A 22,873-nucleotide genomic window follows, 5' to 3' on the forward strand; every position below is an offset into this window, starting at 1 on the left:
GTCTAGAGAAGGTAAGGTGTAACAGGTCGGAGTATCTCCAGCAGGAAAAATACCATATCAGACGGGTAATCCATTTGGCCTATATCCGAATGTACTAGCATGTGCGAAGATGGATTCACGGTAATATTCCGCCTTGGCCGTTGGCAAGGTCCGGAAACATTGGAACGCAGTGTCCACTACCTCATCATAGATTTCTTACGCATTTTTGCAGCGATTTTGGTGCTGCTGAACCATTTCGCGACATACGCCTGGAACAGCGCGTCAGTCGCCGAGGGAAGCGATGTCGCCTTCGGTTTCCTGTCGGCGTTTGCCGGTTTGGGAGCTGTAGGGGTCGAGATTTTTTTCGTAATTTCCGGGTTTGTCATCGCCATGAGCGCCTCAGGCGAAGGGGGAGCGTCGCAAGCACTGCGTTTCGCACGCGTTCGCGCTACGCGCATATTGCCAGCCTTGTGGCTGTCTGCGCTCGTCAGCTTGGCCGCACGAGCTTTTTATGGCGAGGATTTGTCCGATCTTCTGATGGATTTTTGTAGATCTTTAATATTGTCCCCTAAAGGTCCCTATATCGACGGGGTAGTATGGTCTCTCGTCGTCGAGGCCGTATTTTATATATTGGTAGCCGCATCAATTTTGTCGAGATTTCGTCTATCACTCTACGATATTGCTAAAATAATAGGGTTTTCTAGCTCGGTATATATTCTCATTGTCTCGGGGCTACATTTGCTGCCACCGTCCACGCGGTCGGAGGAGGCGATTTCAGCGCTTTCACGGTTCCCCTTCAAACTGCTTCTGCTGCAGCACGGCGTTTTCTTCGCTGCCGGTATGGTCTTCTTTCTTGTCAAGAACGGTGGTGATGATCATCGTAAAATGGAGCGCCATGCGTGGAAGGCAGTATTGTTGTTGCTTTTCGGCGCTATGAGCACTGCGGAGATTTTCATTTCGGTTGAGCGCGACTGTGTGTATAAGATCTCTGCCGTGGTAATTTGGTTGTCATGCATGTATGCAATGGCAAAAGGAATAAAGCACGGTAATTTTATTAAATATAAACTTTCTAATCATCAGAAAATAATAAAATATATCGGAGGAATAAGCTACCCAATATATTTGAATCACTACTCCGTCGGTATGGTTGCGGTCTGGTGGCTATTTACCTTGGATTTTCCGGCGCCCATCGTCTTTGTGCTCTCCATGCTGTTCGTTTTGGGTTTGAGTATGGCTGTTATGTGGTTGGAAAAGAGGATTCAAAGCGCCATCAGAGGAGGGGGCGCTAAACCCGCCGCCAAACGCGATCACGATGGCGGTTTAGGGTCGCCGATGGGGGACCAGGAAACCCCACGCCTTTAGGCGGCTGGGATCACGGCGCTGTAAGCGTGGCGGCCGCATGGTTGGGGACCGCGCTGCATCGGAAAGGGCGCTGTGGGAACGCAACCGATGAGACGCGCGCCCTACATCTACAACCAGGCCCTGCCTGGAATCAGGCGACAATTTGCGTGACGTGTCTCAGCCCGCCAAGGGCGGACCAATCCGGTTTTAAGCCGCAACCCGAAGCCACCACCGCGTGTGGAACATTCACACTATGGACCGTGGCAAGACAGTAGAAGCGCCGCTCGCCCTAGGTGGTGGTCCATGATGCGCAAAAGCCGATGCGGCCGTTGAACGGCTTCGATTGGTGCCATCGGCTTTCCAGATGTCCTTTTGCGGGTATGTGGCGGGCGGTCTCTTCGCATTTGCGAAGTGATCGGGGAACCATAGCTACCGCGAATGGGGTATCTTGCCACTGTGCGGCGGTTGAAACCGCAACCGTTTGGGCCGAGGGGTGGGGCATCAATCGGCCCACTCCAGAACTGCGGCGAAGGGTGCTAGTTGGGCCGCAGTAGTCGTTCCGGATAAACCAGCGCTCTCGTCCTTTGAACGTTGTCTTAGGAAAAAGAAAATCTCGTGCCGGCCTCGTGGCGAGTTACTGGCCCTGTGAGGCAGTTCACCTACAGCGGTTGGGCTTGTAGCACTGCACTTGACGCGTGAATCGTGCTGCATACCAGGAGCCATCCGAAGTGTTATCTGCGAATGAAATCAAAAGGGTAACCCAAAGATGTGGTATGGTGTGGCCGACTGAACGACCGGCGGGTTCAGTTGGCAATGTCGGCGCGACCTCAAGTCAAAGCAGCGATGCTCGCCTCGGTTTGATTCCGGCGGATCAGTCACGCCGAATGCCGTGAGCGCGTGTTCGAAAGTTGACGGCGAGTGGCAGATGTCACCGAGCGCTGGCGACCGCCGGAGACGTCGCGACGCGGAAGGGCGGTGCAGAAAATCGGTCGAACTTTACGGTCAATTCGGATCCTATTTCGGGCTTGATCGGGCAGATCCTTGCTTTCTTGCGAGAGTGCAGTGCAATATCATCCGATGGTTGTAGCCTGAGCAGGGTACTCAGCGCGTCAAAGCTGAAGTACATTTTTGCCTAGGGAGGTATCTAGAGGAGGATTGGCGGGGTTCGAATGACGTACGCTTCACGCCCTTTTTCGAATGGATATGAGAACGGTCCGACGTCGGTCGGAGTCAAAAGCCACGATAAGGCGTATATTAAGGCGCTAGGTTTCGTGCCGAAGCGATACGAGGCGGAGACCGCCATCGTCAATCAGGGGGAGGGCGACGATCGGGTCTTCTTTATCGAGTCAGGCTGGGGGTGCATTTCCCATGATCTTGCCGGTGGCCAGCGACAGATCTTGGATTTCGCCCTGAAAGGCGATGTCGTCATGCCACAGATGTACACCGGTACTGCTTTTGAGACATTTGTGGCTCAAACCGACCTTGCGGTATTAGAAGCCTCTACCAAGACACTTGGTGCAGCGAAGTCGTCCCACATAGCTTCTCTTTTTCTCGAAACTATCGCGCGCCAGAGGGCGCTTGTTGCCCAACACCTCACCAACATAGGCCGACGCAGCGCCTTGGCGCGTACAGCGCACTTATTGCTCGAGCTGAGAACGCGCTTGGAGCGTGTCGGTGCTGTCACCCGCACGGGCTATGCATGCCCTCTCACCCAGTACGACCTCGCCGACGCGCTCGGGCTGACGCCGATCCATGTCAATCGAATGCTGCGGGAATTGCGGGAACGTAGGTTCCTGGAGTTCCGCCAAGGTCATGTTCGCCTGCTGGATCGACTGGGCGTAACGAAATTTGCCGAGTTCGATGACAGCTATATCTATGGTTGACGCCATATTGGCGCACGACGCCAAGGCGGTGCGACGCGCCTCAAAGCCATACCGCCTCCGTGAAAGCCGGCTATCCTTATGGACGGCGATATTTGCAATTGGAAAACAACGCGAGGGTCCCTTTTCCGCTCGTCTCGGCTCTTCTGAGACCAAATGAAGTAGCCAAATTTTTTTTTTAGATTTTGTTAACCTAAATTAGTGAAGGCCTATCTTTTGGCCGATAACCTCGTCTACGCAATAGTGCTGTGACCGTGGCGGGGGCCTGACAATCTCACACTTATAATGAAGGTGGCGCGAGCGGAACATCGCTCGCGGGAAAGGTAATTTTCCGAAGTCCCTCTCGTGCTGGTCTCTAAACGTGGGTAATGTTGGGGAGTAACTTCATGGTTGCGACAATTCAATTGGACACCAAATCACCCGGTGCGCTGGAATTCGTATCGCGGAAGACCGGGAATGGAATACATCTTCATAGACACGGCTTAGCCGAATCCTGCCTGGCTCTGGTGGATGAGCGAGTGCTTGACCGACAATGTCTTGCGCAATGCTTGACCGCTTATGGCATCGGGAAGGAAATCCTGTCGTTCGGCTCCATCGAAGAGTGGCGGCATCAAGAGATCGCGTTGTCGACGTCGGCTATTCTGCTGAACGTGGGCAGCCGAAAGGTGACAGACGCAAGGACCGGCAGCGAGATCGCCGATCTCGTGAATGAGGCTCACCCGGTTCCAGTGGTGATTTTGGCCGACACCGACGATTTAGAGCAGATTCTGAAGGCATTGAATTATGGCGCAAAGGCCTACATCCCTTCGTCGATCCGTTTCGAGATCTGTGTTGAAGCCGTAAATCTTGTCCTTGCCGGGGGCACATTTGTCCCTGCAAGCAGTGTGCTTGCCCAGCACAAGGCAATCGACACGAGTGTCGATACGACAAGACCCATGGCGAGCGTGTTCACGGAGCGGCAAGAAGAGGTCGTCCAGGCCCTCAGGCGTGGGAAGGCGAACAAGATAATCGCTCATGAGCTCAATCTCCGAGAGAGCACGGTCAAGGTCCACATCCGCAACATTATGAAGAAGCTGAAGGCGACGAACAGGACGGAGGTCGTCTACAAACTCAATGAGATGTTTCCTGGCGCCCAAATGTTGAGCCGATCAAGCTAAGCCCAAATGTTGAGCCGATCAAGCTAAACGGTTTCGCCACGGCGGCATGCTCCCAACATGCCCATCGGTGGCGATCCTGCCCGACCGTTGCAGTTCGCCGCCCTTTTCGTTGCAGATATGGATTGAAGCCATGCTAGACCGGCCGTTGGCGGCAATTGCTCACAAGCCATGGCTCGGGGCAGATGCCGCGCAGGATTTTATCAGCCTCGCAGACGTTGTTTCTTTCGTCCGGCAGTATCTTTTCTCGATTCTGGCATTCATGGTCGCCGGAATCGTTTGCGCCACGTTTTACTTCGTTACCTCGGATCCTATTTATACGGCGCGAACCCAGATCCTCATCGAGCCGAAGATTCCCAGAAACCTTCAGCAGCAACCCGCCGAAGTGAATCTGTCGCTCGACACCGCTCAGGTCGAGAGCCAGCTCGCAGTTCTGCGGTCCCAGAAGATCGCGAGGATGGTGATCGATGACCTTGGACTCATGAACAATCCAACGTTCAGGGATATGCAAGGTCCGACCATAGGCGAGAGGTTTCGCAGGGCCTGGGTGAGTGTGGTTCAGGCCGGCGGACCTCATCGAGTGCTGCCGGGGCCGGACCGAATGCAAACGGCTAGCCCGCAGCCGGAATCCGAACGTGAGCTTAGCGCAGTGGAGACATTCAACGATGGCTTGGACGTCCAGCGTGTCGGCGTTTCGTATGCAATAGACATCACATTCCAGTCTCTGGACCCGGCATTGGCGGCACGCATCGCAAATGCCACAGCGGACGCGTTCGTGCGTGAGCAAGTGCAAACGACGACAGCAGCGGCTAGCGAAGGCATCGCATGGTTGGAAAGGCGGATGCGGGAGGTCGGTGATCAGATGAACAGGGCAACCAGGGTCGCCCAAGAGTTTCGCGCAAAGCACGACTACAGCATAGATCAGGGGGAGATATCCATCGAGGGGCAGGCTCTCCCGCCCAGCGAAAAACAGCCAACACACCAGACTACGCTAGAGCAGTTGGAAGTTACCGCCGACACCTATCGCAAGATGTATGAAAGCCTGCTCGGGGCGTATACGAACTCGGTTGACCAACAGCCTTATCTAATCGCCGATGCTCGCGTCATTACATCCGCAACCAGCCCCAAGATAGCAAGTCGGCCGCGCAAGACGCTGATCCTCGCCTTTGGCGCACTTGCCGGACTGGTGGCTGGCATCGGGTATGCCGTGGCGCGGCGCGGCCTCGATCGGAACGTGAGGACACCGCATCAGATCCGGCTGGAATTGGGCCTGGCCTGTATTGGAGAATTGCCGCCGGTCAACTTCAGGCGGGGTGGTTTTGGCCGCCTTGACGAGGTGCTGAGGAACCCGGACTCTTCATTCAGCGGCAGTCTTAAAAGAGTCAAGGCGATCATGGGCTTGACCGGGGCTACCCATTCAAGGCGTCGCATCGGAATCACATCCGTGTCTCCCGGTGATGGAAAGAGCACCGTTGTGAGCAATCTGGCGGCCCTCTGTGGGGCCTCTGGCACAGCAACCCTCGTGATCAACGTCGATCATAAGTCCGCCCTGGCCAACGAACTTGCCGATCCATCCGATTTCAAATTGATCGGCGAGGATTCCGGGAGCCCAAAAGATCTCGTGAAGCAAATTCGCTTCATTGAAGAGAAATTATTCTATTACCTGAAGAACGATTGGTCGAATTCGTCGGATTTGCGTGTTCCCGACAACATGGAGATCTTACTAAGCGGTGCTGGCGCTTACAGTGTCGTCATTGTTGAGCTTCCGCCGCTTAGTTCAGGTGCTGAAGGGCTTGCCGTCTGCCCGCTTCTTCTTGATGGCGTGATTGTGGTGGCGCAGTGGGGTGTGACGTCGCTCGATCAACTTGAAGATCTGACGCAGACTCTCAAAAACACCAATTCGTCCGTCCTTGGTGTGTTGATGACACGTGTTCGTTCTGTTTCGGCTCATCGTTACCGCAAGCGCGCAGCCGAAGCACCACGCTGACATCTTGTCCTCGCAACGTTGTCAGTCGAGCGCGGGTCCATTGCCCGTCAATTCGACCTGCCTGCAAAGTGAATCTGCGCCCCTGGCAAGACGGCGCAGAGAACGGCGAGCCGAACGTTCGATTCCGGTATTGTGCCCAGCCTTTGGACGGAACAGCCATTCGTCCGTACCTAGCTTTAGCATCTTAGGGGTAGCCATACGCTGCCAATCATCCCCAATCTACCACCTTTTCCCTGCTTGCCGGAGGTCATCCGTCGTCGACAAAATACAAACGAAAACAGCAGAAATCGAGCGCAATCAGAAATGTCAAACGTGATCGAAAGCAACCTGGGATCGTGCGAAGACTTGGCCCTTGAAGACTGGGCCATTCTGGTCGGAACCAAGCCTGCGGCGACATTGCTTCTTCGGCGTGAAAGCGGCGCGGCCGCCACATCGAACACGCCAGACCCTTCGTCGCCTCAACTCAATGCAAGCCATGACCACGGCACCATCGCGCTTGAGCCAGGTATGCAAACGGCAAGCATTCAGGAAAATGCGCGAGGCGACCACCGACGGCCTCTCGGCGGTCGGGCCAAGAGGGTTCTGGATCTGTTGGTGGCCTCGACAGCGCTCATTATGGCCGGCCCAATTCTGGTTCTTATCCCGCTTCTGATCAAGGCCACCACAGGCGGTCGGGTGCTGTTTGTTCACCGCCGTATTGGATTCAACGGAAAGGTCTTCGACTGCTACAAGTTCCGCACCATGGTACCAAACGCCGAGGAGGTGCTCGAGCGGCATCTGAGCAGCGATCCACAAGCCGCCCAGGAGTGGGCAGCGAACCAGAAGCTGAAGTGCGATCCGCGTATCCTGTTTTTCGGGAAGATGCTTCGCAAATCGAGCTTGGATGAGCTGCCGCAGCTGTTCAACGTCTTGCGTGGCGACATGAGTTGCGTCGGTCCGCGACCTGTCGTTGCCGACGAATTGCGACGCTACGGCGCCGCGTCGCACGAATATTTGAAGACGCGGCCAGGACTGACCGGCCTCTGGCAGATAAACGGGAGAAACATGACAAACTATTCACATCGCGTATTGCTGGATACGCAGTACGTTCGAACATGGTCTCTACGCAGCGATCTTTCGATCCTGATGCGGACAATACCGGCCATGATGAAGTTTGATCAGACCTCCTGAACTTGGGAATGTCAGGGGGAGATGGAGCGGTCTTAGGGGTATCGCCCACGCGATTATCGCCCGCGGCCTGGGCGGCGCCGCAGCACGGCAAACGCAAGGCCGACCAAGTAGGCAATTTGGGTGACGATAACGAGGTAGAGTGTCGAGCGGATGGTGGTTTGAACAGACAGGTCGAGAAAACTGCCCACAGCGATGCTGACGACGATCACCACCAATGTCGCCACTATCAGCGCCGGCGCGCGCAGCGTAAGCCCCATTATCAGGGCGACACCCGCAACGCCGACAATGGCAAGCAACACGACGACCTCCCCGGGGCAATTTACGCTGCGCGAGATCAACCCCGTCCCAAGGAAATCAGAGTCGCCCGTTTCTGTGAAGCCACTCGCATGGCTAAGCGGTTCCGGTGGCGCAGCCAGCATCGGGATCATTGATCGTCGGAGGGATGAAATGCAGGTTTCCGTCGTTGGGTTATTAATTTGCGCGGGAATCCTTGCCTTCGTCGTTTACATGCGCTGGTCGATGATCACTGCGCTAATTGCCTCTCTGGCTTTTGGTGCGACCGCGATCGGGACAATAACCGCGCTTGGCGGCTCATCGCCGCTTATCTTCACGGTCTTTGACATGCTTCTGATTGTGACCGCGCTAGCTCGACGGCGAATCTGGGGGGAAATAGGAGCGGTCTTCGTTCGTATAGGTGCAGCATGGATCGTCTGCGCACTCATGATCTATGTGAGCATCGGAGCGCTGTTATTTCCAAGGCTCTTTGCGGGGCAGACGAGCGCCTTCGTCGCTTCCCGCACCGGTAGGGGCGTCTACGAAGCGGCCTTGGCGCCGGTCTCGGCCAATATTTCTCAGGCGGGATACTTCGTGCTGGGAGGGCTGACATTCCTGGCTGTCTGTCTGTTGCTTCGGCGCAGCGGCACGTTAGCCGATATCAGGCGAGGCTTCTTCTTATGGTTCAGCTTGCATGTGTTGATGGGCATTCTGGATTTGTTGGGCAAGGTGATTGGCGCCGGCGACATCCTCGCCCCGATTCGTACAGCCAACTACGCCATGCTGACGCAAGTTACGGAAGCTGGGTTCTGGCGGATTGCGGGGGCGTTTTCAGAGGCATCGGCGTTCGGCGGGGCATCGCTGGCAGGGCTGGCGTTCACCTACACCTATTGGCGCAAGACCGGATCCAAATGCGCATTAGGGTTAGGAGCGGCCCTGTTTGTTCTCCTGCTGCTGTCGACATCGTCGACCGCCTATGTCGGTCTTGCAATCATAAGCGTGCCCGCTGTCTTTTCCGTCGTGAAGTCGCTCGCTTCAGGTCGGCTGAGGCCGGGGGAGGCACTGCTTATCGCGTTGCCGCCGCCGTTGCTTCTCTCCGCGATGGCCGCCAGTCTGCTCTATCCGCATTTCTTCGATCCGGTTTTGCAGCTTGTCGACACCACGGTAATCAACAAAGTTACATCGGCCTCCGGCCAGGAGCGCAGCTACTGGAATTACAAAAGCCTGCAGTCTTTCTTCGATACAGGTGGGTTGGGGGTCGGGTTGGGAAGCTCGCGGGCCTCGAGTTGGCCGATAGCGCTGCTTTCCCAGTTGGGGCTGTTCGGCACCGCGATGATGACGGTTCTGTTGGCAATGCTGGTGCGTGGTCTGCGGGGTGGCGGCGGTCGGATCGACCCGGAGGTTGACGCGATTGCATCGAGTGTCCGCGCTTGCGCCTTGGCTGCGCTCGTCGCCGGTTCCCTGGCAAGCGGTAGCGCCGACCCCGGTATCGTGTTCTTGATTCCTCTCGCTGTCGTTCTTGTCAGCCGGCTCTTGGCTGTTGAAGACAAAAGCGTTGCTGGAGCTCTTGCGACGCTCCAGCATTCGCACGATTCCAGCGAAAACGCGATTCAAGCGCAGGTCGGCACCGTTCCAGGCCGCGTCTAACAAAATCCGCCGAGGCTACGGAATGCCAACAGTATCGCCGGTGATATCTGCTTTGAGTTCTATTCCCGGCGCCCCGTGCCGCTCGGTTGACGTGAGGTCCAAGACGCCTGTTTCATCCGGGGGCAGTGGTATTTCAACCTTAATGGTATCTCCAGGCTCCACGACACTCGTTTCCTTAGCTTGTATTTGCGCTGTCGCACCATCCGCCGACGGTCGGAAAATCGTGTAGATTGGCGCAGCCAGGTCCGCGTCGGCTCGGCGGGCAAGAAGGTTCGGGGCGGATATCGCGGAGTCGTACAGTAGCCGCCTTGCTGTTTCTGTTTTGCTGTCGAGAGCATCGAGTTCGGCTTGAGTCTGACGCAGGTGGATCGTTATCTCGTTTTTCCGCCCATCCTGGAGTTCGAGAATTGATATGTCTGTCTTGCTGATTTCCTGACGGCCGCGCAGCAGACTGGTTTCCGCCGACAATCTCTCGCTCTGCGCCTGCGCAAGGGCTCGCTCGAGAGAAAATTCCCGCGGCGCCGCCGCAAGACCCTTGACGACAAGCGCCGAGACCGCCGTCAACTCTTTCTGGATGGAGCCGATCTGCTTGTCGAGGAAAACGAGTTGCGCTTCCAGCGAAGCGAGTTCTTTCTGGAGGAATTCACGCAGACCTTGAAGCGCCTTGATCTGAGTGTCCAACCCTTCGCTGCGCGCTTGGAAGATCAAACGCTCCTGGTTCATCAGCATAGCGAAGACGCCGTCCTGAATGCTCGACATCAACTGGGGCGGAAACTGAATGTCGCTGGCATGCGAGAGTTCCGCCTCGAGCCGTGCCTTGCGAGCGAGGAGATTGGCCTCGTTCAGTTTAAGCAGGTCCACGTCCCCTCGACCCTGGATCACTTCGCGCTCGAACCTGGCGTCCTTGTCCTCTCGCGTCCGCAGTCCGCCCGCAATACTCAATGCCTGCAAGACGGTCAGTCCGGGCCGGTATGCGAATTCTCCCGACTGCGTCACCTTGCCGACAACGTAGAACGGTCGGAACTGGACGATTTCCACCGCAGTGTTCGGTTTTCGCCCAAGACCGACACTTTTCATCAGCCTGTCGCCGATGGAGTTCGCAATCTCGCTGCTGGTGAGGCCGGCAGCCTTGATTTCGCCAACCAGCGGCAGCGAGACGGAGCCGTTGGGACCGATCGTGTATACGTCGTTGAGAGCACTCCAGGCAAAAATCGTGTCGCGCGACGCGCGCCATTCGTAGACCTTGATGCGGAGCTTATCCTGCGGCCCGAGCACATACTCTTTGGCATTTGCAACCGAAACACCCAACATGCAGGCCAAGGACATCCCCGCCGACACCAGGACGTGGAGCGAGCGCCAATGCTCGCGCCGATTGGACAGCCTGTCGGGGCACCGGGCTCGGTGATTTGAGCGAGTGGCTTTGTCGGTCGAAAAGGACGGGTCGTCGAGCATCTCTTACCTCTGCGCTAGATCTCTAGGATGTATTCTGGCTGCACCCGGCCTCTTGCGACGTGTGAAAGAGCCAGAAGATTGCCGCGCAGACGTCCTCTCCGGTCGATGTAGGATTCCGGCCAGAGACTGAGCGCGAGGTTGGCAAGCAGATTCTTGCCCATCAATTTTACTGCGACCGTCAATGGAACGGTCCCTTTGCGGATGAGGTAGATTGGGTTCGCCACCTGAGAATAGCCGAAACGAACGCCGTTTACGCGACCGCTCTTGACGCCGAGATGAACTCCGCGGATCGAACGCAGAGAGACGACCCGCCCTCGGGCTCTCAACTGGCTGGTGAAATCAACGTCTTCCTGCCACCCATAGAGCACAAGCCGTTCGTCGAAGCGAAGGCTGTTGATGAATGCCGCCCTGATCGACATGTTGCATCCATAGGCGCTGAGTTGATCTACTCCACGCGCATCAGTCGCTGTGCCGGCTTCGCGGAGCGCCTGAATACCTTGGTCCCACGTGAGCCCTGCAGTCGTTGCGCCGTCCTTCAGCACGTTTCCAGTCACCACTGCCCAGTCCGGCTGCTGGTCGAACGCCTTCGATACGCCTTCGAGATAGTCGTCTGCAGGAATGAAGTCGTCGTCGAAAAAGGTGATTACGTCGAAACGGTCACCCGCGACATCGAGGGCGATATTGCGCTGTGCCGGCAAGCCCGTTTTCCCGAAGATGCTCGATACAGGAAACCGGCAAACTATGTTGTCGGGAACATGGCCTGCGTCGGGAGCCGAAATGATTACCGCGTCAGGAAGTCGGGTTTGTCGCTCAAGCTGTGCGAGAAGCCGAGCCACTTGTTCCCGGCGACCAAACGTTGCGACAATAACGACCATTTTCATCGACGATCAACTCCCTGCGCGGCAATGGACATGGACACGGCACCCCGGACTGCTTCTGCCCCCGCACTGCTTCTGACGTGAGCGCGCTATGATCCTAATCCGCCGGTCATGCCGACACAGCCTGCGCATAAGGTTAGCGTTGACGTGTGCTTAGGCCCATCGAAGTAGGAGCCGTACCTCGTTGGAGTATATCTGGTCTCGGGAGGCGGCGGAGCTTAACCCGATAGACAGCTTGTTTGCACGGAACGGCCGACACACAGTCGTTGAGCATCCGGGCAACACAGAATTCCCGAAAGGTGCCAACGTTCCGGGAGGGCAATTCATGCGCCATGTGCGACAGCCAAAAGCAAACACCATAATGGGCCGTGACACCAAACATTTTCGATCCCTCAGCAAGGCGCCATTTGCTGCCATCGACCGCAATGCGCGCATCGCCGTCGTGCATGACTGGTGCCCGAATTTTCGGGGAGGGGAACAGGTCCTAGCTCGGATCTGCAAGATTTTTCCGAGAGCCGAGGTCTTCACCCTATTTGATTTTCTTCCGGCGGAAGTCAAAGATGAGTTTTTTCGAGACGTAGTTTTTCACGTTTCTCCAATGAATCGATTTCCATTCGTGGAAAAGTACTATAGGTCGTTATTTTTTCTCTGCCCGTTTATGATCGAGCAATTTGACGTCACAGGATATGACGCGGTAATTTCTTCTTCGGCCGCATTCTCTCGAGGCGTTCTCACTCGCCCAGACCAACCACACCTTTGCTATGTGCACAGTCCGGTGCGATATGCGTGGGACGAACAATTCTCCTATCTGCAGCAAGCCCGCTTGGGATTCGGGCCGAAGGGTCTGGCCTTTCGTTATATGCTTCACAAGCTGCGGACCTGGGACACCCGTACGGCACACGGGCCTGATTTGATGCTGGCAAACTCGAACTATGTTCGCTCCCGGATCGAACGGATTTACGGCCGCGACGCGCGGGTAGTCCATCCGCCCGTGGCCACCGAGAAACTTAAATTCGTCGCCAGCAAGGATGACTACTACGTAACTGCCGCGTTCCACGCCCCGTATAAACGTACGGATCTGATAATTGAGGCGTTCAGCAAAACTCCGTCGCGTCGCCTGATTGTTGTGGGCGACGAAGTACAATCTAAGCATCTCCGCTCGCTTGCTGGTCCAAACATAATCTTCACTGGTTATCTTCCGCGGCATGAATACGTCGAAAAAATCGCCAATGCTCGTGCGATGGTGTTCGCTGGATGCGAGGATTTCGGGATAACGCTTGCCGAGGCCCAGGCGTGCGGTACTCCTTTGATCGCCTTCGGCCGTGGCGGTGCCCGCGACATTGTCCGGCCGCTTGGCGAGAGCATCCATCCGACAGGTGTGCTCTTCGACCGTCAAGCCGTCGATTCTGTAGCTGAGGCAATTGATCTATTCGAGGAAAATGCGGTGTCCATTACGCCGCACGCCTGTCGTATGAACGCGACCCGGTTCTCCGAGGAAAGGTTCGACCTGGCGATACTCGACGCTCTTGGCTTGGCCCGGTCTGTCCAGCTCGGTCGCGCAACCGTGCACAATGAACTCTTCGGAGCCGAGAGTTCGACGCGCGATATAACCGATTCTCTTGCCGAGCCAATTCTACAATGAATTCGGTTGACCTTCACATGACAAGCAACAGCAAAGCGCTTCGACCGACCACGTGTCCGTGCTGCTCGGCGCCCGTTAGCCGGTCAATCTACCGGGTCGAAGCCATCCCGGTGCATAGCTGCGTCCTGCTTAACTCGGCCCAAGAAGCCCATGCCTTTCCTCGTCGCGACCTTGACCTCGCATTCTGCGAAGCATGCGGGTTCATATTCAACAGGACCTTTGACGAAGCGATCATGGGTTACTCGACCAATTTCGAGGAATCCCAGCATTTTTCCAGCACTTTCAACAGTTTCGCGAAGGGACTTGCACGCGAGATTGCACAAAAATGTGCGATAACTGGCAAGCACGTGTTGGAGATCGGCTGCGGCAAGGGTGAATTTCTCCGCGAACTTTGCATATCCGGCGGTGCCACTGGGCTCGGCATCGATCCAGGTTATCGAGCTGACAAAGGGCGCAGTGAAGAACACGGCGACGTTAAGATCATCATCGATTTTTTCGGACCAGATTACCAACATCTCCAAGCGGATACCGTCCTTTGTCGCCACACGCTCGAACACGTAAGTTCCGTGTCGAGTTTCGTGCGGCTGATCCGCAAGATGATCGGTAAAAGGACCGAAGATTGGGCCGTCTTCGAAACGCCCGATGCAAAACGTGTGCTCTTAGAGAGCGCGTTCTGGGACATTTACTACGAGCATTGCTCCTATTTCAGTCCCGGCACCCACGCACGGCTGTTTCGCCAAGAAGGATTCGACGTTACCGATCTGGAACTCGTCTACGACAATCAGTACATCGTTCAGTACGCTCGGCCGTCGGCAGGTCGGACGGCATCGAGACTGCCGCTCGAGGACGATCTGGAAGTGATGCACCGTTTGGCGGAAACCTTTCCCGCCCGCGTGCGAGCCGTTCAGAACGCCTGGCAGGAGCGCATTCGCGCTGCGCATGCCGCCGGCCGGCGGGTCGTTCTGTGGGGTGGCGGTTCCAAAGCAGTGTCGTTCCTGACGACCTTGCAGCTTGGAGACGAAGTCTGGGCAGCAGTCGACATTAACCCCTACAAGCAAGGCAAGTTTACGCCCGGAACCGGTCACCCGGTCATCGCGCCAAGCGACCTCTTGGACGCTCCGCCTGACCTCGTCATCGTCATGAACCCGATTTACCTGAATGAAGTGGCGCTATCCTTGAAAGCGCTGGACCTGCGACCGGAAATCGTCGCGGTCTAATCGCACTTTCATCAAAGAAGAACCTGGAAATGGAACATTCCAAGCCGCCAAAAGTATCCCTTGGTATGCCCGTTTATAACGGCGAGAATTTCGTCTCCGAGGCGATCCAGTCGATCCTCGAGCAGAACTTCGATGATTTCGAACTTGTCATCACCGACAATGCTTCGTCGGATAGAACCGCCGATATATGTCTGGAATTCGCTCGGCGGGACAAGCGCGTCCGCTATGTCCGAAATCCACGCAATTTGGGCGCCGCAGCCAATTTCAATCGAGCTTTCGAATTGAGCTCGGGCGCATATTTCAAGTGGTGCGCACACGATGACGTCTTGGGTCGCGGTTTCCTGATGGACTGTGTGCGTGCGCTCGACGACGATGCCCGCCACGTCATTGCCTATCCGCGCTTATTGGGAATCGACGAGACCGGGCAACTGACTTCCTATGTCGAACGGGTGCTGCAGGACATGGAAGGATCGTCGCCCGCATCCCGCTTCCGGGTGATGATTGCGGCGCATGGATGGGATGCGGCGATGTTTGGTCTTTGGCGCCGGGATTCCCTAGCCAAAACGACATTGCACGAGCCCTACTATGGCTCCGATTGTGCGCTTTTGGCCGAGATGGCTCTTCTCGGGTCCTTTGTTCGCGCGCCCAACGCCATACTATATAGCCGTGACCATCCGACGCGCTCGGTGCGATTGCCGAGCTCCGAACGATTGGCTTGGCAAAATCCAGACCGCTCTACCGCGAACGCCTTTGAATTGTCGAGGCGGGTAAAACACCTCGTCGCGATTGCCTATCGGCACAGGCGGACAGCACCGCTGGGTATGACGCTGTTTCATCTGGTTGGATGGATCTTGGATCCGCTGCTCATCGCGAGATTTTGCCTGGAACTTGTAGGCGTTGTTTCTCCGCAGCTTCGTATCAAGCTGCGCGGCGCCGGCCTGGGGGCACTGAAACGCATTCATGCCGTCTCAAATCGATCTCCTGGCTAGAAACGAGTGATCTGGTGCGACGTCTGCCGGGAGGCTTTGAATGAACCTTCGCCAAGTTACGCCCGCGGCAGTGTCAGCCTTCCGGAGATTGCCGGAGGGCTCGGGCAAGAGAAATCTGGTTATCGTCCGGGCGGGGCGTAGCTCGTTGCATGCCGGCTGGACGGAGGGGATGGTCGAAGCCGACTTCGATCTTCTCGTCGCCGCCTACGAGGCTGGCGTCTCTCATGGACAGAACGATTTGAGCGTATTTCTGCCGGGGCGCAAGATCGCAGGGTATCATGCCTTGTTCCAATGCTACCCTGAAATTGTGACGCGATATGACCTCATTGCACTGATCGACGATGATATCGAGGTGACGAAGCTGGACTTGAATCGTCTGTTCGCAATCGGGCGCCAATATAAATTAGATCTGTTTCAGCCAGCGTTGTCATGGGATAGTTATTTCTCCTACGCAGCAACACTTGTCAGCGGCAAGAGATACTTGTTGCGATACACCAACACGGTCGAAATGATGTGTCCGGTGTTCAGCGCAAGGTGTCTGCAAACCGCGTTGAAACTATTCGGGCTTGGCTACGAGACGGGAATAGATCTTCTTTGGACCCGCCTGACCGACATGCCCTGGTTGCGCTACGCCATAATTGACGACGTCGTTGTAAGACACACGCGGCCGGTCGGGACAACAAAGTCGCTTCAAGGCTTCGCTGCCAACGAACGCTACGACACCCAGGTCGATGCCGTGCTGAAGAGGTTCGGCACTGCGTTTCGCGGGTTCGTAACCTATGCAGCGGTCGACCGGCGCGGGCAACTCGTCCGGTCCCGCTTTCTGATCGGACTTAACTCCCTGTCCCTCTGGCGGGCGCTGTTCAGGACGCCGGTCAATTGGACGCAATTTATGCGTCGGTCGACCGACTATACCCGACATTGCTGGTCGAGACCGGTCAACCTGCAACGGATCGACGTCGATGGAGTCGGAATGCCAGGCCGTCAGCCGCAAAGGGCGGGTCGGCTCACGCCACGATGATATCCGGCGCGAGACCAAGCCTGTTCGCCGCCTGGGCAACTTCGTCTCGATAGAGCGGGTTCATCACGATGATCGACTGCAAGGGTCTGCCGCGCAGGCTCTCCGGCCCAATCACGGGTGTGCCTGTGCCTGGAGCAAAGCGCCCCTGCTTGTGCGGGTTGACGTCGACCAGAGCGCTTATCCGCGGTCCCTGCGGAACGACGTTGACGAAAGTGATGCCCTTTGATCCTGCACCCCAGACAACGGTCTGCTCTGGATCCCGTCCTGCAAGGTAATCGCGCCACCAGGCGACCTTGTCGCGATAGGTTTGGTCGAAGCGGCGGACCAACGCGTCTATCTCCCCAGATATTGAAAAATCGCCGCCGGTTTGGAGAGGCTTTGCTTCGATGAAGAGGTACTGGTTACCGAACGACGCGCCTTGGTCCAGCACCTCGAACCCTGCTTCCTGCATCGCTGTCCGCAGCGAGTGAGGCGTAAAGTAGGAAACGTGCTCATAGATCAGATCCCAGATTCCCATGTCGCGCAATGTATAGAGGGCATTAGGCACCTCGATGTAAAATACGGTACTCGGCCCAACGCCTGGATGGGAACGAAGCCCTTGCAGGAAGGCGATCGGGCTAGCGATGTGTTCCAGGACGTGGCGGCATGAAACGAAGTCAGGTTTGACGTCCGGATAGGCATCGCCGAACCAGTCGTTGATGAACTCAACGCCGGCGACGTTCTCGCCCCGATTATCTTCGAAGCTCCTGTCGAAACCAATGCCTCTGGCGCCGCTGGTTGAGCAAAGCCGCTTGAGGAAATCCCCCTTGCCGCAACCGATGTCCACGACCGTTTTTCCGTCGAGTGCGTAGGCAGTGGACAGGCGACCGGCGAGATCCTCGACGAAGGCCACGAAGCGGGGCGAAAAATGCAGGGAATTCTCGTAATTTTGCGTATAGCCGATCCGACCGTCTTCGAACGCCGCGTTGAAGAAATGTTCACAACTGCGGCAAAACGCGAGAACGAATTGGCCAGTCGGTGCAGCGACGGCCGAGTTTGCGTCAGGGTGCAGAGAGTTGCAGGAAAACGGAATGGCTTCGAATGACACCGAGTGCAGCAAATCCTTCTGCCGACAGACCGGACAGTCGCCGCGAAGACGGATCGAATTCTTCACCGGTTCGCGCGGCTCGGCGCAGGCAGCGCTTCGGACTTGCACGGTCACACGATCCGCGGGGTCGGCACGGGAACGATGAATTTTCCGCCCCTAGCTCGATATTCAGCCTGTTGTTCCATGATTTCATCAAGGAAGTTCCAGGCAAGCACTAGAACGTAGTCAGGTTGCGCCTCCAACAGAGCTTCCGTAGAGCGGATAGGAATTTTCTGACCGGGCATGTGCTTGCCCTGCTTGTGAACGTTGCGATCGACGACGAAGTCGATGAGATCGCGTCCGATGCCGACCGTGTTGATCAAGGTGGCGCCTTTTGCCGCCGCCCCATAGGCAGCAATTGAGGCGCCGGTAGCCTTCAGTCGGTGCAACAATGCGGAGAGGTCAATTTTCAACTTGTCGACCGTCGCGGAAAAATCAATGTAGTAATCGATGGCGTCGATGCCTTGCGCCCTTTCATGAGCAAGCAGGTCCCTGACGCTTGCTCCGACACGCTCTTGCAGTTCGACGTAAAGGCGAATTGAACCGCCATGAATCGAGAGCTGCTTTACTTCGTTGATATAAAGGCCATGCCTGCGAAACAGCTTGTCCAATGCCGTCACTGAAAAATAGCACAAGTGTTCGTGGTAGATCGTGTCGAACTCGCAGTGCTCGATCATTGGTTCGACATAGGGCGCCTCCAGCACCGCAACGCCGTCGTCCTTGAGCAATAGCGCAATGCCTGCAACAAAACCGTTCGTGTCGGCCACATGCGCGAGCACATTGTTTGCGTGAATTACGTCGGCTCGCACGCCCTGTCTGCGAAGAGACTCAGCCAGTTCGCGCGTGAAGAACGCTACGTGCGTTGGCACGCCGAACTCGCTGGCGACGGCAGCAGGCCCATCGGCGGGGTCGATGCCAAGAACTGGAATGCCCGCCTCGACATAATTTTTCAGGAGATAGCCGTCGTTGCTTGCCAACTCGGTTACGAAACTGCCCGAGTGTAAGCCGCGACGCTCAATCAAATCGAGCACATTGTCTCGAGAATGCCGCAGCAGTGCCTGCGAAAACGAGGAGTAGTAGGGATAGGCATCGGCAAACAGGATCCTGGGGTTCACCGTTTCTGTGATCTGCACCAAGCTGCAATCGCCACAGAAGGCGACACTGAGCGGAAAGACAGGCTCTTCTTCGCCATCGTCGATGCTCGATGGAAGCCGATCGGCAAGGGGCGTCGTGCCGAGCTTCAGGAAAGTATCGATGTGACTCCCGCCGCAGGAGCGGCAGACCTGCTCGGTTACGGATGCTGCTCCAGCAATCATCATGGCCATGGCTCCCGGTTGTGTTTTGCTCAAACGGCCATCGCCAATTGCGGCGTCCGGCGCAAATCGGCATCCAATTCGCCATTTTGGATCAGCTTCTGCACATGGGCGATCCGCTTGAATCGCTCGCCCTCGAAATCCCCAAGTGCAAGGCCTGCTGCGCGAAATGTGTAGTAGAGCTGTTCGATACCGCGCCGCGCTGTCCATTGCGGCTTAAACCCGTGCAGGCGGCGACCAATATAGGTGCAGTCGACGCGATAGCACCGCTTGTCTGGACCGGCGTCGGGCGCGAACTTCACGCGGCTGTCGGGAACGACCTCTTGCACCAGCGCCGCGATCTCCCGAATCTGATAGTTTTCCGTGGTCAGGCCGACATTGAATGCCTCGTTGTGGACCAGCTCTCGCTCGGCTTCGAGTACGGCGATATAGGCCTGCGAAATGTCTTCCACGTGGACGATCGGACGCCATGGCGAGCCGTCGCTTTTGAGGTAAACCAGGCCGGTTGTATAAGCCCAGGCGGTCAGGTTGTTGACCACGAGGTCGAAGCGGATGCGAGGCGACAGGCCGTAGGCAGTGGAAGCGCGCAGGAACGTCGGGCTGAACGATTGATCCGCCATCGGCGCGACTGCGCGCTCCACATTCGCCTTTGAGGCGCCGTAGGGCGTAACCGGGTTGAAGGGAGCATCTTCAGTCAGAAAGCTGTCGCCTGCTGCGCCGTAATTGCTGCAAGACGAGGCGTATAGGAACCGCTGGACTCCGGCGGCCTTGGCGAGTCGCGCAAGCCTCACCGAAGCGCCGCAGTTGATCTCTTCGGTAAGGAGGGGTCGGTAGTCTCCCAACGGATCGTTTGAAAGTCCGGCGAGATGGATGATCGCGTCGAAGCCGGCGACATCGTCGATTTCGATGTCACGGATGTCTTTCTCGATCGTCGGCACTTCGGCCAGCTTCCCTACGAAAGTGCATGACCGGAAGATGTCGCTGTCTAGGCCCGTGACGTGATGGCCGCGGTCAAGCAGCATCGGAGTCAGGACGGAACCGATGTAACCGAGGTGGCCTGTAACCAGAACTTTCATCGTTCAATTCCCATGTTTTCCAGGGGGCCTGCCCGCTGTCCCACAATTTCTGAAGGAGATGCTTTTCCCGGATGGTATCCATGCATTGCCAGAAGGATTCGTGGCGATATGCCATCAGTTGGCCGTCGGCCGCGAGCCGCTGCATTGGCGCGTGTTCGAACATGACGTCGTCGCCGTCGATATAGTCCTTTATGCCCGGCTCGAGCACGAAGAAGGCGCCATTGATCCAACCCTCTGAAGCCTGTGGCTTTTCTGTGAAGTCGACAACGCGATGGCCATCGAATTCGATGTGCCCATAGCGTGCTGGCGGACGTACCGCCGTCATCGTTGCGAGCTTGCCATGCGACTTGTGAAAGGCGATCAGGTCATCAAGGTTGACGTCCGAAACGCCATCACCCCAAGTGAGCATGAATGTCTCGTCGCCCATCCAGTCGATCAGGCGTTTTATGCGGCCGCCCGTCAGCGTGTTCAGTCCCGTCTCAACAAGATCAACGGACCAATTAGGCAGCGAGTTCGAATGGCGCTTGACGCTTCCCGATGCCGCATTGACCGTCAAGCTGCCATCGAATGCGACATAGTCGCTGAACCAACGTTTGATGTATTCGCCCTTGTATCCCAACGCGACGGCGAACTCGCGATGGCCGTAGGCATAGTAATGCATCATGATATGCCAAAGGATCGGCTTCGCTCCGATCTCGACCATTGGTTTCGGTCGGATTTCGGTTTCTTCCGCCAGCCGCGTTCCCAATCCGCCAGCAAGAATTCCTACCTTCATTGTTTTCTCACCCCAACTGCTTACTGTTTTGCTACCATGCGGAGGTCAGGTTGGACCACACCGAAGAACGGATGATCGGAAACCGTCGATGCGTGACGTCAGGCATACAATTGGCGCTATGCTCGATAGAGCGATGCATAAGGGGTCTCATCCATTCGACGTAGCAGACTGGCAGGCGTCGGCGGTCGTCATTGCACCCCATCCCGATGATGAGACATTGGGATGTGGAGGGGTCGCCAGCAAGAAGTTCAGCGCCGGCGCCGACGTCCGGTTTATTTTCGTTACCGACGGTTCGGCATCTCATTCAGATCGGCTTGATATGGAGGCACTGCGGATCGCGCGCGAAAACGAAGCGATCGAGGCGGTTTGCCGGTTGGGCGGGTCGGCCGATCGGGTGAGATTTCTGCGTGTTCCCGACGGCATGGCAAAGCATCATGTCGGCAAGATCGCAGACGCAATCGCTCAGTTGCTGTTCGCTTGGCAACCACAGAGCGTGTACGTCACGCATGCAAAGGAGCCGCCTGCCGACCATGTTGCCACCAATCTTGGCGTGCGAGGCGCGCTTAAGCTGTATGGCCGGCGCGTGACGGTGTTCGAGTATCCCGTCTGGTATTGGTATCAGTGGCCCTGGGTCCGCCTGCACGACGATGTGCATGGATTCAATCGCACCGCATTCCGGCAAACGGCCCGGACTCTTGCCGGCTTGCGCGGCATTAGGATGTTCAACTCCCATGCCTATATCGGCGACATGATCGATGTGAAACGTCACGCGCTGGCAGCGCACCGGTCCCAGATGGAGCGGCCGGCGGGCCTCGACGATTGGCCTATCCTGGCGGATGTAGGCGGGGGCGATTTGCTGAATCGGCTGCTGAGCGACCACGAGATGTTCACGCGATACGAGGTTTACGCGTGAGCGCCGTCTTCGCCTCTTCATGCGCCACTTAAAGCGCTTCGTGCTTGAAGGATTCATGCAACGCGCTTTAAGTCTTTGTTCTTACCCCAAGACCGCTGCGCACTTTTGGGCGACATGCATTAGGCAAACACACATCGGAGGTACCGCCAGACCGGCAAAAGTATGAGCAGACCACCCGATGTATGACTCGAAGGTGGCCATTCATTCTGCCATCTTCGGACGGTGCAACTCGATGCGCCGCACTGAGCTTGGCCCTGGATGTGAGATAGGCCAATGAGGACACTGTATGAGACTGGCGACGAAGCTCCGCAATGTCTTCTACGGCATGCCTGTCGTTGCAGCGGGTGAAGCTGCCGGCCTGAGGATCTTTTCGCGCGGCGCGGACCCCGATTTTGCGCGAGGTACTTATGAGTTTCCGATACAGGAAGCAATTGCATCGCTTCTGGAGCCGGGCAATGTGTTCTATGACGTTGGCGCCAACATCGGTTTCTTCTCACTGATCGCAGCGCGTCGCGTCGGCCCGCATGGCCAAGTCTACGCATACGAGCCCGTTCCCCGAAATGCCGCAGCCATCAGGCGAAGCCGAGACGTCAACAGCCTGAGCACCATTCAGGTTTTCGCCGAAGCGGTTGGGGCGGTGACCGGCGATGCCGAATTGTTGCTGGCGCGCCACCTCGGTGGCGCAACGCTCGCCAATGTCTCCACGCCGCCGGATGTGAATGGGCGCCTCAGCGTCAGGACGACAACACTCGACGATTCGATCGCCAGATACGGCCTCAGGCCGCCAACCCTCGTCAAGATCGACGTCGAGGGTGCAGAAATCGACGTACTTCGCGGCATGACAGCGGCGCTGACCGCATATCGCCCCAAGGTCATTTGCGAGGTGGATGCGGCAACGAAAAGCGGGCTCGATCACAAGGCACGCGAAATCATCGGGTTCTTGGCCACAACCGGCTATGCCGTGTCTTCCTTGCCTGCCGCTTATGCCAAAAACGGCTGGCAGGTCGAGCACATTGTCGCGCAGCCCATGCCGACGTGAG

General features: G+C 56.8%; 19 protein-coding genes. 12 read left to right on the plus strand and 7 right to left on the minus strand.

Annotation, left to right across the window (positions count from 1 at the left end):
* The first annotated feature begins 99 nt into the window (after positions 1-99).
* The 5 genes from NKH73_RS29800 (at position 100) to NKH73_RS29820 (ending at position 7,511) form a co-directional block, all read left to right on the plus strand.
* Positions 100-1,341 carry an acyltransferase family protein gene (locus NKH73_RS29800; protein ID WP_352938482.1) on the plus strand — a complete coding sequence of 414 codons (1,242 nt, stop codon included), beginning with the start codon at positions 100-102 and terminating at the stop codon, positions 1,339-1,341.
* A gap of 1,148 nt (positions 1,342-2,489) precedes the next feature.
* Positions 2,490-3,203 (plus strand): Crp/Fnr family transcriptional regulator, encoded by a 714-nt coding sequence (locus NKH73_RS29805; protein ID WP_352938485.1) that lies wholly within the window; start codon positions 2,490-2,492, stop codon positions 3,201-3,203.
* 383 nt (positions 3,204-3,586) lie between these two features.
* Positions 3,587-4,357 carry a response regulator transcription factor gene (locus tag NKH73_RS29810; RefSeq protein ID WP_352938488.1) on the plus strand — a complete coding sequence of 257 codons (771 nt, stop codon included), beginning with the start codon at positions 3,587-3,589 and terminating at the stop codon, positions 4,355-4,357.
* A 67-nt stretch (positions 4,358-4,424) separates the two neighbouring features.
* Positions 4,425-6,341, plus strand: a complete 1,917-nt coding sequence (locus NKH73_RS29815; RefSeq protein WP_352938491.1) for a Wzz/FepE/Etk N-terminal domain-containing protein — start codon at positions 4,425-4,427, stop codon at positions 6,339-6,341.
* Between the two features lie 303 nt (positions 6,342-6,644).
* Positions 6,645-7,511 carry a sugar transferase gene (locus NKH73_RS29820; protein ID WP_352938494.1) on the plus strand — a complete coding sequence of 289 codons (867 nt, stop codon included), beginning with the start codon at positions 6,645-6,647 and terminating at the stop codon, positions 7,509-7,511.
* 53 nt (positions 7,512-7,564) lie between these two features.
* Here NKH73_RS29820 and NKH73_RS29825 read toward each other — a convergent pair whose 3' ends face one another.
* Complete coding sequence (locus tag NKH73_RS29825) at positions 7,565-7,939, minus strand: hypothetical protein (protein ID WP_352938497.1); 375 nt, start codon at positions 7,937-7,939, stop codon at positions 7,565-7,567.
* A gap of 19 nt (positions 7,940-7,958) precedes the next feature.
* Between NKH73_RS29825 and NKH73_RS29830 the strand changes: the two genes are divergently transcribed.
* A complete protein-coding gene (locus NKH73_RS29830) occupies positions 7,959-9,431 on the plus strand; it encodes a hypothetical protein (RefSeq protein WP_352938500.1) in 1,473 nt (490 codons plus the stop codon).
* Between the two features lie 15 nt (positions 9,432-9,446).
* On the opposite strand, the gene NKH73_RS29835 is transcribed toward NKH73_RS29830, so the two are convergent.
* Entirely contained in the window at positions 9,447-10,883 is a 1,437-nt protein-coding gene (locus tag NKH73_RS29835) for a polysaccharide biosynthesis/export family protein (RefSeq protein ID WP_502893925.1), read from the minus strand.
* A gap of 14 nt (positions 10,884-10,897) precedes the next feature.
* The gene (locus tag NKH73_RS29840) at positions 10,898-11,764 is read right to left on the minus strand and encodes a glycosyltransferase family 2 protein (protein WP_352938503.1); all 867 of its coding nucleotides are present in this window, start codon (positions 11,762-11,764) and stop codon (positions 10,898-10,900) included.
* 358 nt (positions 11,765-12,122) lie between these two features.
* On the opposite strand from NKH73_RS29840, the gene NKH73_RS29845 reads away from it, so the two are divergent.
* From NKH73_RS29845 to NKH73_RS29860, 4 genes are all read left to right on the plus strand, one after another.
* Positions 12,123-13,403: a glycosyltransferase gene (locus NKH73_RS29845; RefSeq protein WP_435528737.1), complete on the plus strand. Its 1,281-nt coding sequence runs from the start codon at positions 12,123-12,125 to the stop codon at positions 13,401-13,403.
* A 233-nt stretch (positions 13,404-13,636) separates the two neighbouring features.
* Positions 13,637-14,620, plus strand: coding sequence for a class I SAM-dependent methyltransferase (locus tag NKH73_RS29850; protein WP_352938509.1), 984 nt, complete (start codon positions 13,637-13,639; stop codon positions 14,618-14,620).
* 29 nt (positions 14,621-14,649) lie between these two features.
* Positions 14,650-15,609 carry a glycosyltransferase family 2 protein gene (locus NKH73_RS29855; protein ID WP_352938512.1) on the plus strand — a complete coding sequence of 320 codons (960 nt, stop codon included), beginning with the start codon at positions 14,650-14,652 and terminating at the stop codon, positions 15,607-15,609.
* A gap of 40 nt (positions 15,610-15,649) precedes the next feature.
* The gene (locus NKH73_RS29860; RefSeq protein ID WP_352938515.1) at positions 15,650-16,630 is read left to right on the plus strand and encodes a DUF707 domain-containing protein; all 981 of its coding nucleotides are present in this window, start codon (positions 15,650-15,652) and stop codon (positions 16,628-16,630) included.
* On the opposite strand, the gene NKH73_RS29865 is transcribed toward NKH73_RS29860, so the two are convergent.
* Genes NKH73_RS29865 through rfbF form a run of 4 tightly spaced genes read right to left on the minus strand, consistent with a single transcriptional unit; the run spans position 16,617 to position 20,920 of the window.
* A complete protein-coding gene (locus tag NKH73_RS29865; protein WP_352938518.1) occupies positions 16,617-17,783 on the minus strand; it encodes a class I SAM-dependent methyltransferase in 1,167 nt (388 codons plus the stop codon). The two genes, NKH73_RS29860 and NKH73_RS29865, sit on opposite strands and share 14 nt — an antisense overlap.
* A 44-nt stretch (positions 17,784-17,827) precedes the next feature.
* Positions 17,828-19,075, minus strand: coding sequence for a class I SAM-dependent methyltransferase (locus NKH73_RS29870; RefSeq protein ID WP_352938521.1), 1,248 nt, complete (start codon positions 19,073-19,075; stop codon positions 17,828-17,830).
* 26 nt (positions 19,076-19,101) lie between these two features.
* On the minus strand, positions 19,102-20,145 hold the full coding sequence (locus NKH73_RS29875; protein WP_352938524.1) for an NAD-dependent epimerase/dehydratase family protein: 1,044 nt from the start codon (positions 20,143-20,145) through the stop codon (positions 19,102-19,104).
* Positions 20,081-20,920 (minus strand): glucose-1-phosphate cytidylyltransferase, encoded by an 840-nt coding sequence (rfbF, locus tag NKH73_RS29880; protein ID WP_352938527.1) that lies wholly within the window; start codon positions 20,918-20,920, stop codon positions 20,081-20,083. The genes NKH73_RS29875 and rfbF overlap by 65 nt, the downstream gene beginning before the upstream one ends.
* Positions 20,921-21,008: 88 nt before the next feature.
* Here rfbF and NKH73_RS29885 point away from each other — a divergent pair, with 88 nt between their 5' ends.
* Both NKH73_RS29885 and NKH73_RS29890 read left to right on the plus strand, forming a co-directional pair.
* Positions 21,009-21,833, plus strand: coding sequence for a PIG-L deacetylase family protein (locus NKH73_RS29885; RefSeq protein WP_352938530.1), 825 nt, complete (start codon positions 21,009-21,011; stop codon positions 21,831-21,833).
* Positions 21,834-22,119: 286 nt separating this feature from the next.
* Positions 22,120-22,872 (plus strand): FkbM family methyltransferase, encoded by a 753-nt coding sequence (locus NKH73_RS29890; protein WP_352938533.1) that lies wholly within the window; start codon positions 22,120-22,122, stop codon positions 22,870-22,872.
* The last annotated feature ends 1 nt before the right edge of the window (position 22,873 follow it).

This window comes from Mesorhizobium sp. M0938, assembly GCF_040319125.1.
GTDB classification, from domain to species: Bacteria; Pseudomonadota; Alphaproteobacteria; order Rhizobiales; family Rhizobiaceae; genus Mesorhizobium; species Mesorhizobium robiniae.

Excerpts from the sequence above, each read along its gene's own strand:
- NKH73_RS29875 (WP_352938524.1), bottom strand. The coding sequence starts at position 20,145 with ATGAAAGTTCTGGTTACAGGCCACCTCGGTTACATCGGTTCCGTCCTG.
- NKH73_RS29855 (WP_352938512.1), top strand. The coding sequence starts at position 14,650 with ATGGAACATTCCAAGCCGCCAAAAGTATCCCTTGGTATGCCCGTTTAT.
- NKH73_RS29845 (WP_435528737.1), top strand. The coding sequence starts at position 12,123 with ATGGGCCGTGACACCAAACATTTTCGATCCCTCAGCAAGGCGCCATTT.
- NKH73_RS29890 (WP_352938533.1), top strand. The coding sequence starts at position 22,120 with ATGAGACTGGCGACGAAGCTCCGCAATGTCTTCTACGGCATGCCTGTC.
- NKH73_RS29830 (WP_352938500.1), top strand. The coding sequence starts at position 7,959 with ATGCAGGTTTCCGTCGTTGGGTTATTAATTTGCGCGGGAATCCTTGCC.
- NKH73_RS29870 (WP_352938521.1), bottom strand. The coding sequence starts at position 19,075 with ATGATGATTGCTGGAGCAGCATCCGTAACCGAGCAGGTCTGCCGCTCC.
- NKH73_RS29840 (WP_352938503.1), bottom strand. The coding sequence starts at position 11,764 with ATGAAAATGGTCGTTATTGTCGCAACGTTTGGTCGCCGGGAACAAGTG.
- NKH73_RS29810 (WP_352938488.1), top strand. The coding sequence starts at position 3,587 with ATGGTTGCGACAATTCAATTGGACACCAAATCACCCGGTGCGCTGGAA.
- NKH73_RS29825 (WP_352938497.1), bottom strand. The coding sequence starts at position 7,939 with ATGATCCCGATGCTGGCTGCGCCACCGGAACCGCTTAGCCATGCGAGT.
- NKH73_RS29885 (WP_352938530.1), top strand. The coding sequence starts at position 21,009 with ATGCGTGACGTCAGGCATACAATTGGCGCTATGCTCGATAGAGCGATG.
- NKH73_RS29805 (WP_352938485.1), top strand. The coding sequence starts at position 2,490 with ATGACGTACGCTTCACGCCCTTTTTCGAATGGATATGAGAACGGTCCG.
- NKH73_RS29850 (WP_352938509.1), top strand. The coding sequence starts at position 13,637 with ATGGGTTACTCGACCAATTTCGAGGAATCCCAGCATTTTTCCAGCACT.
- NKH73_RS29835 (WP_502893925.1), bottom strand. The coding sequence starts at position 10,883 with ATGCTCGACGACCCGTCCTTTTCGACCGACAAAGCCACTCGCTCAAAT.
- NKH73_RS29820 (WP_352938494.1), top strand. The coding sequence starts at position 6,645 with ATGTCAAACGTGATCGAAAGCAACCTGGGATCGTGCGAAGACTTGGCC.
- NKH73_RS29800 (WP_352938482.1), top strand. The coding sequence starts at position 100 with ATGTGCGAAGATGGATTCACGGTAATATTCCGCCTTGGCCGTTGGCAA.
- NKH73_RS29860 (WP_352938515.1), top strand. The coding sequence starts at position 15,650 with ATGAACCTTCGCCAAGTTACGCCCGCGGCAGTGTCAGCCTTCCGGAGA.
- rfbF (WP_352938527.1), bottom strand. The coding sequence starts at position 20,920 with ATGAAGGTAGGAATTCTTGCTGGCGGATTGGGAACGCGGCTGGCGGAA.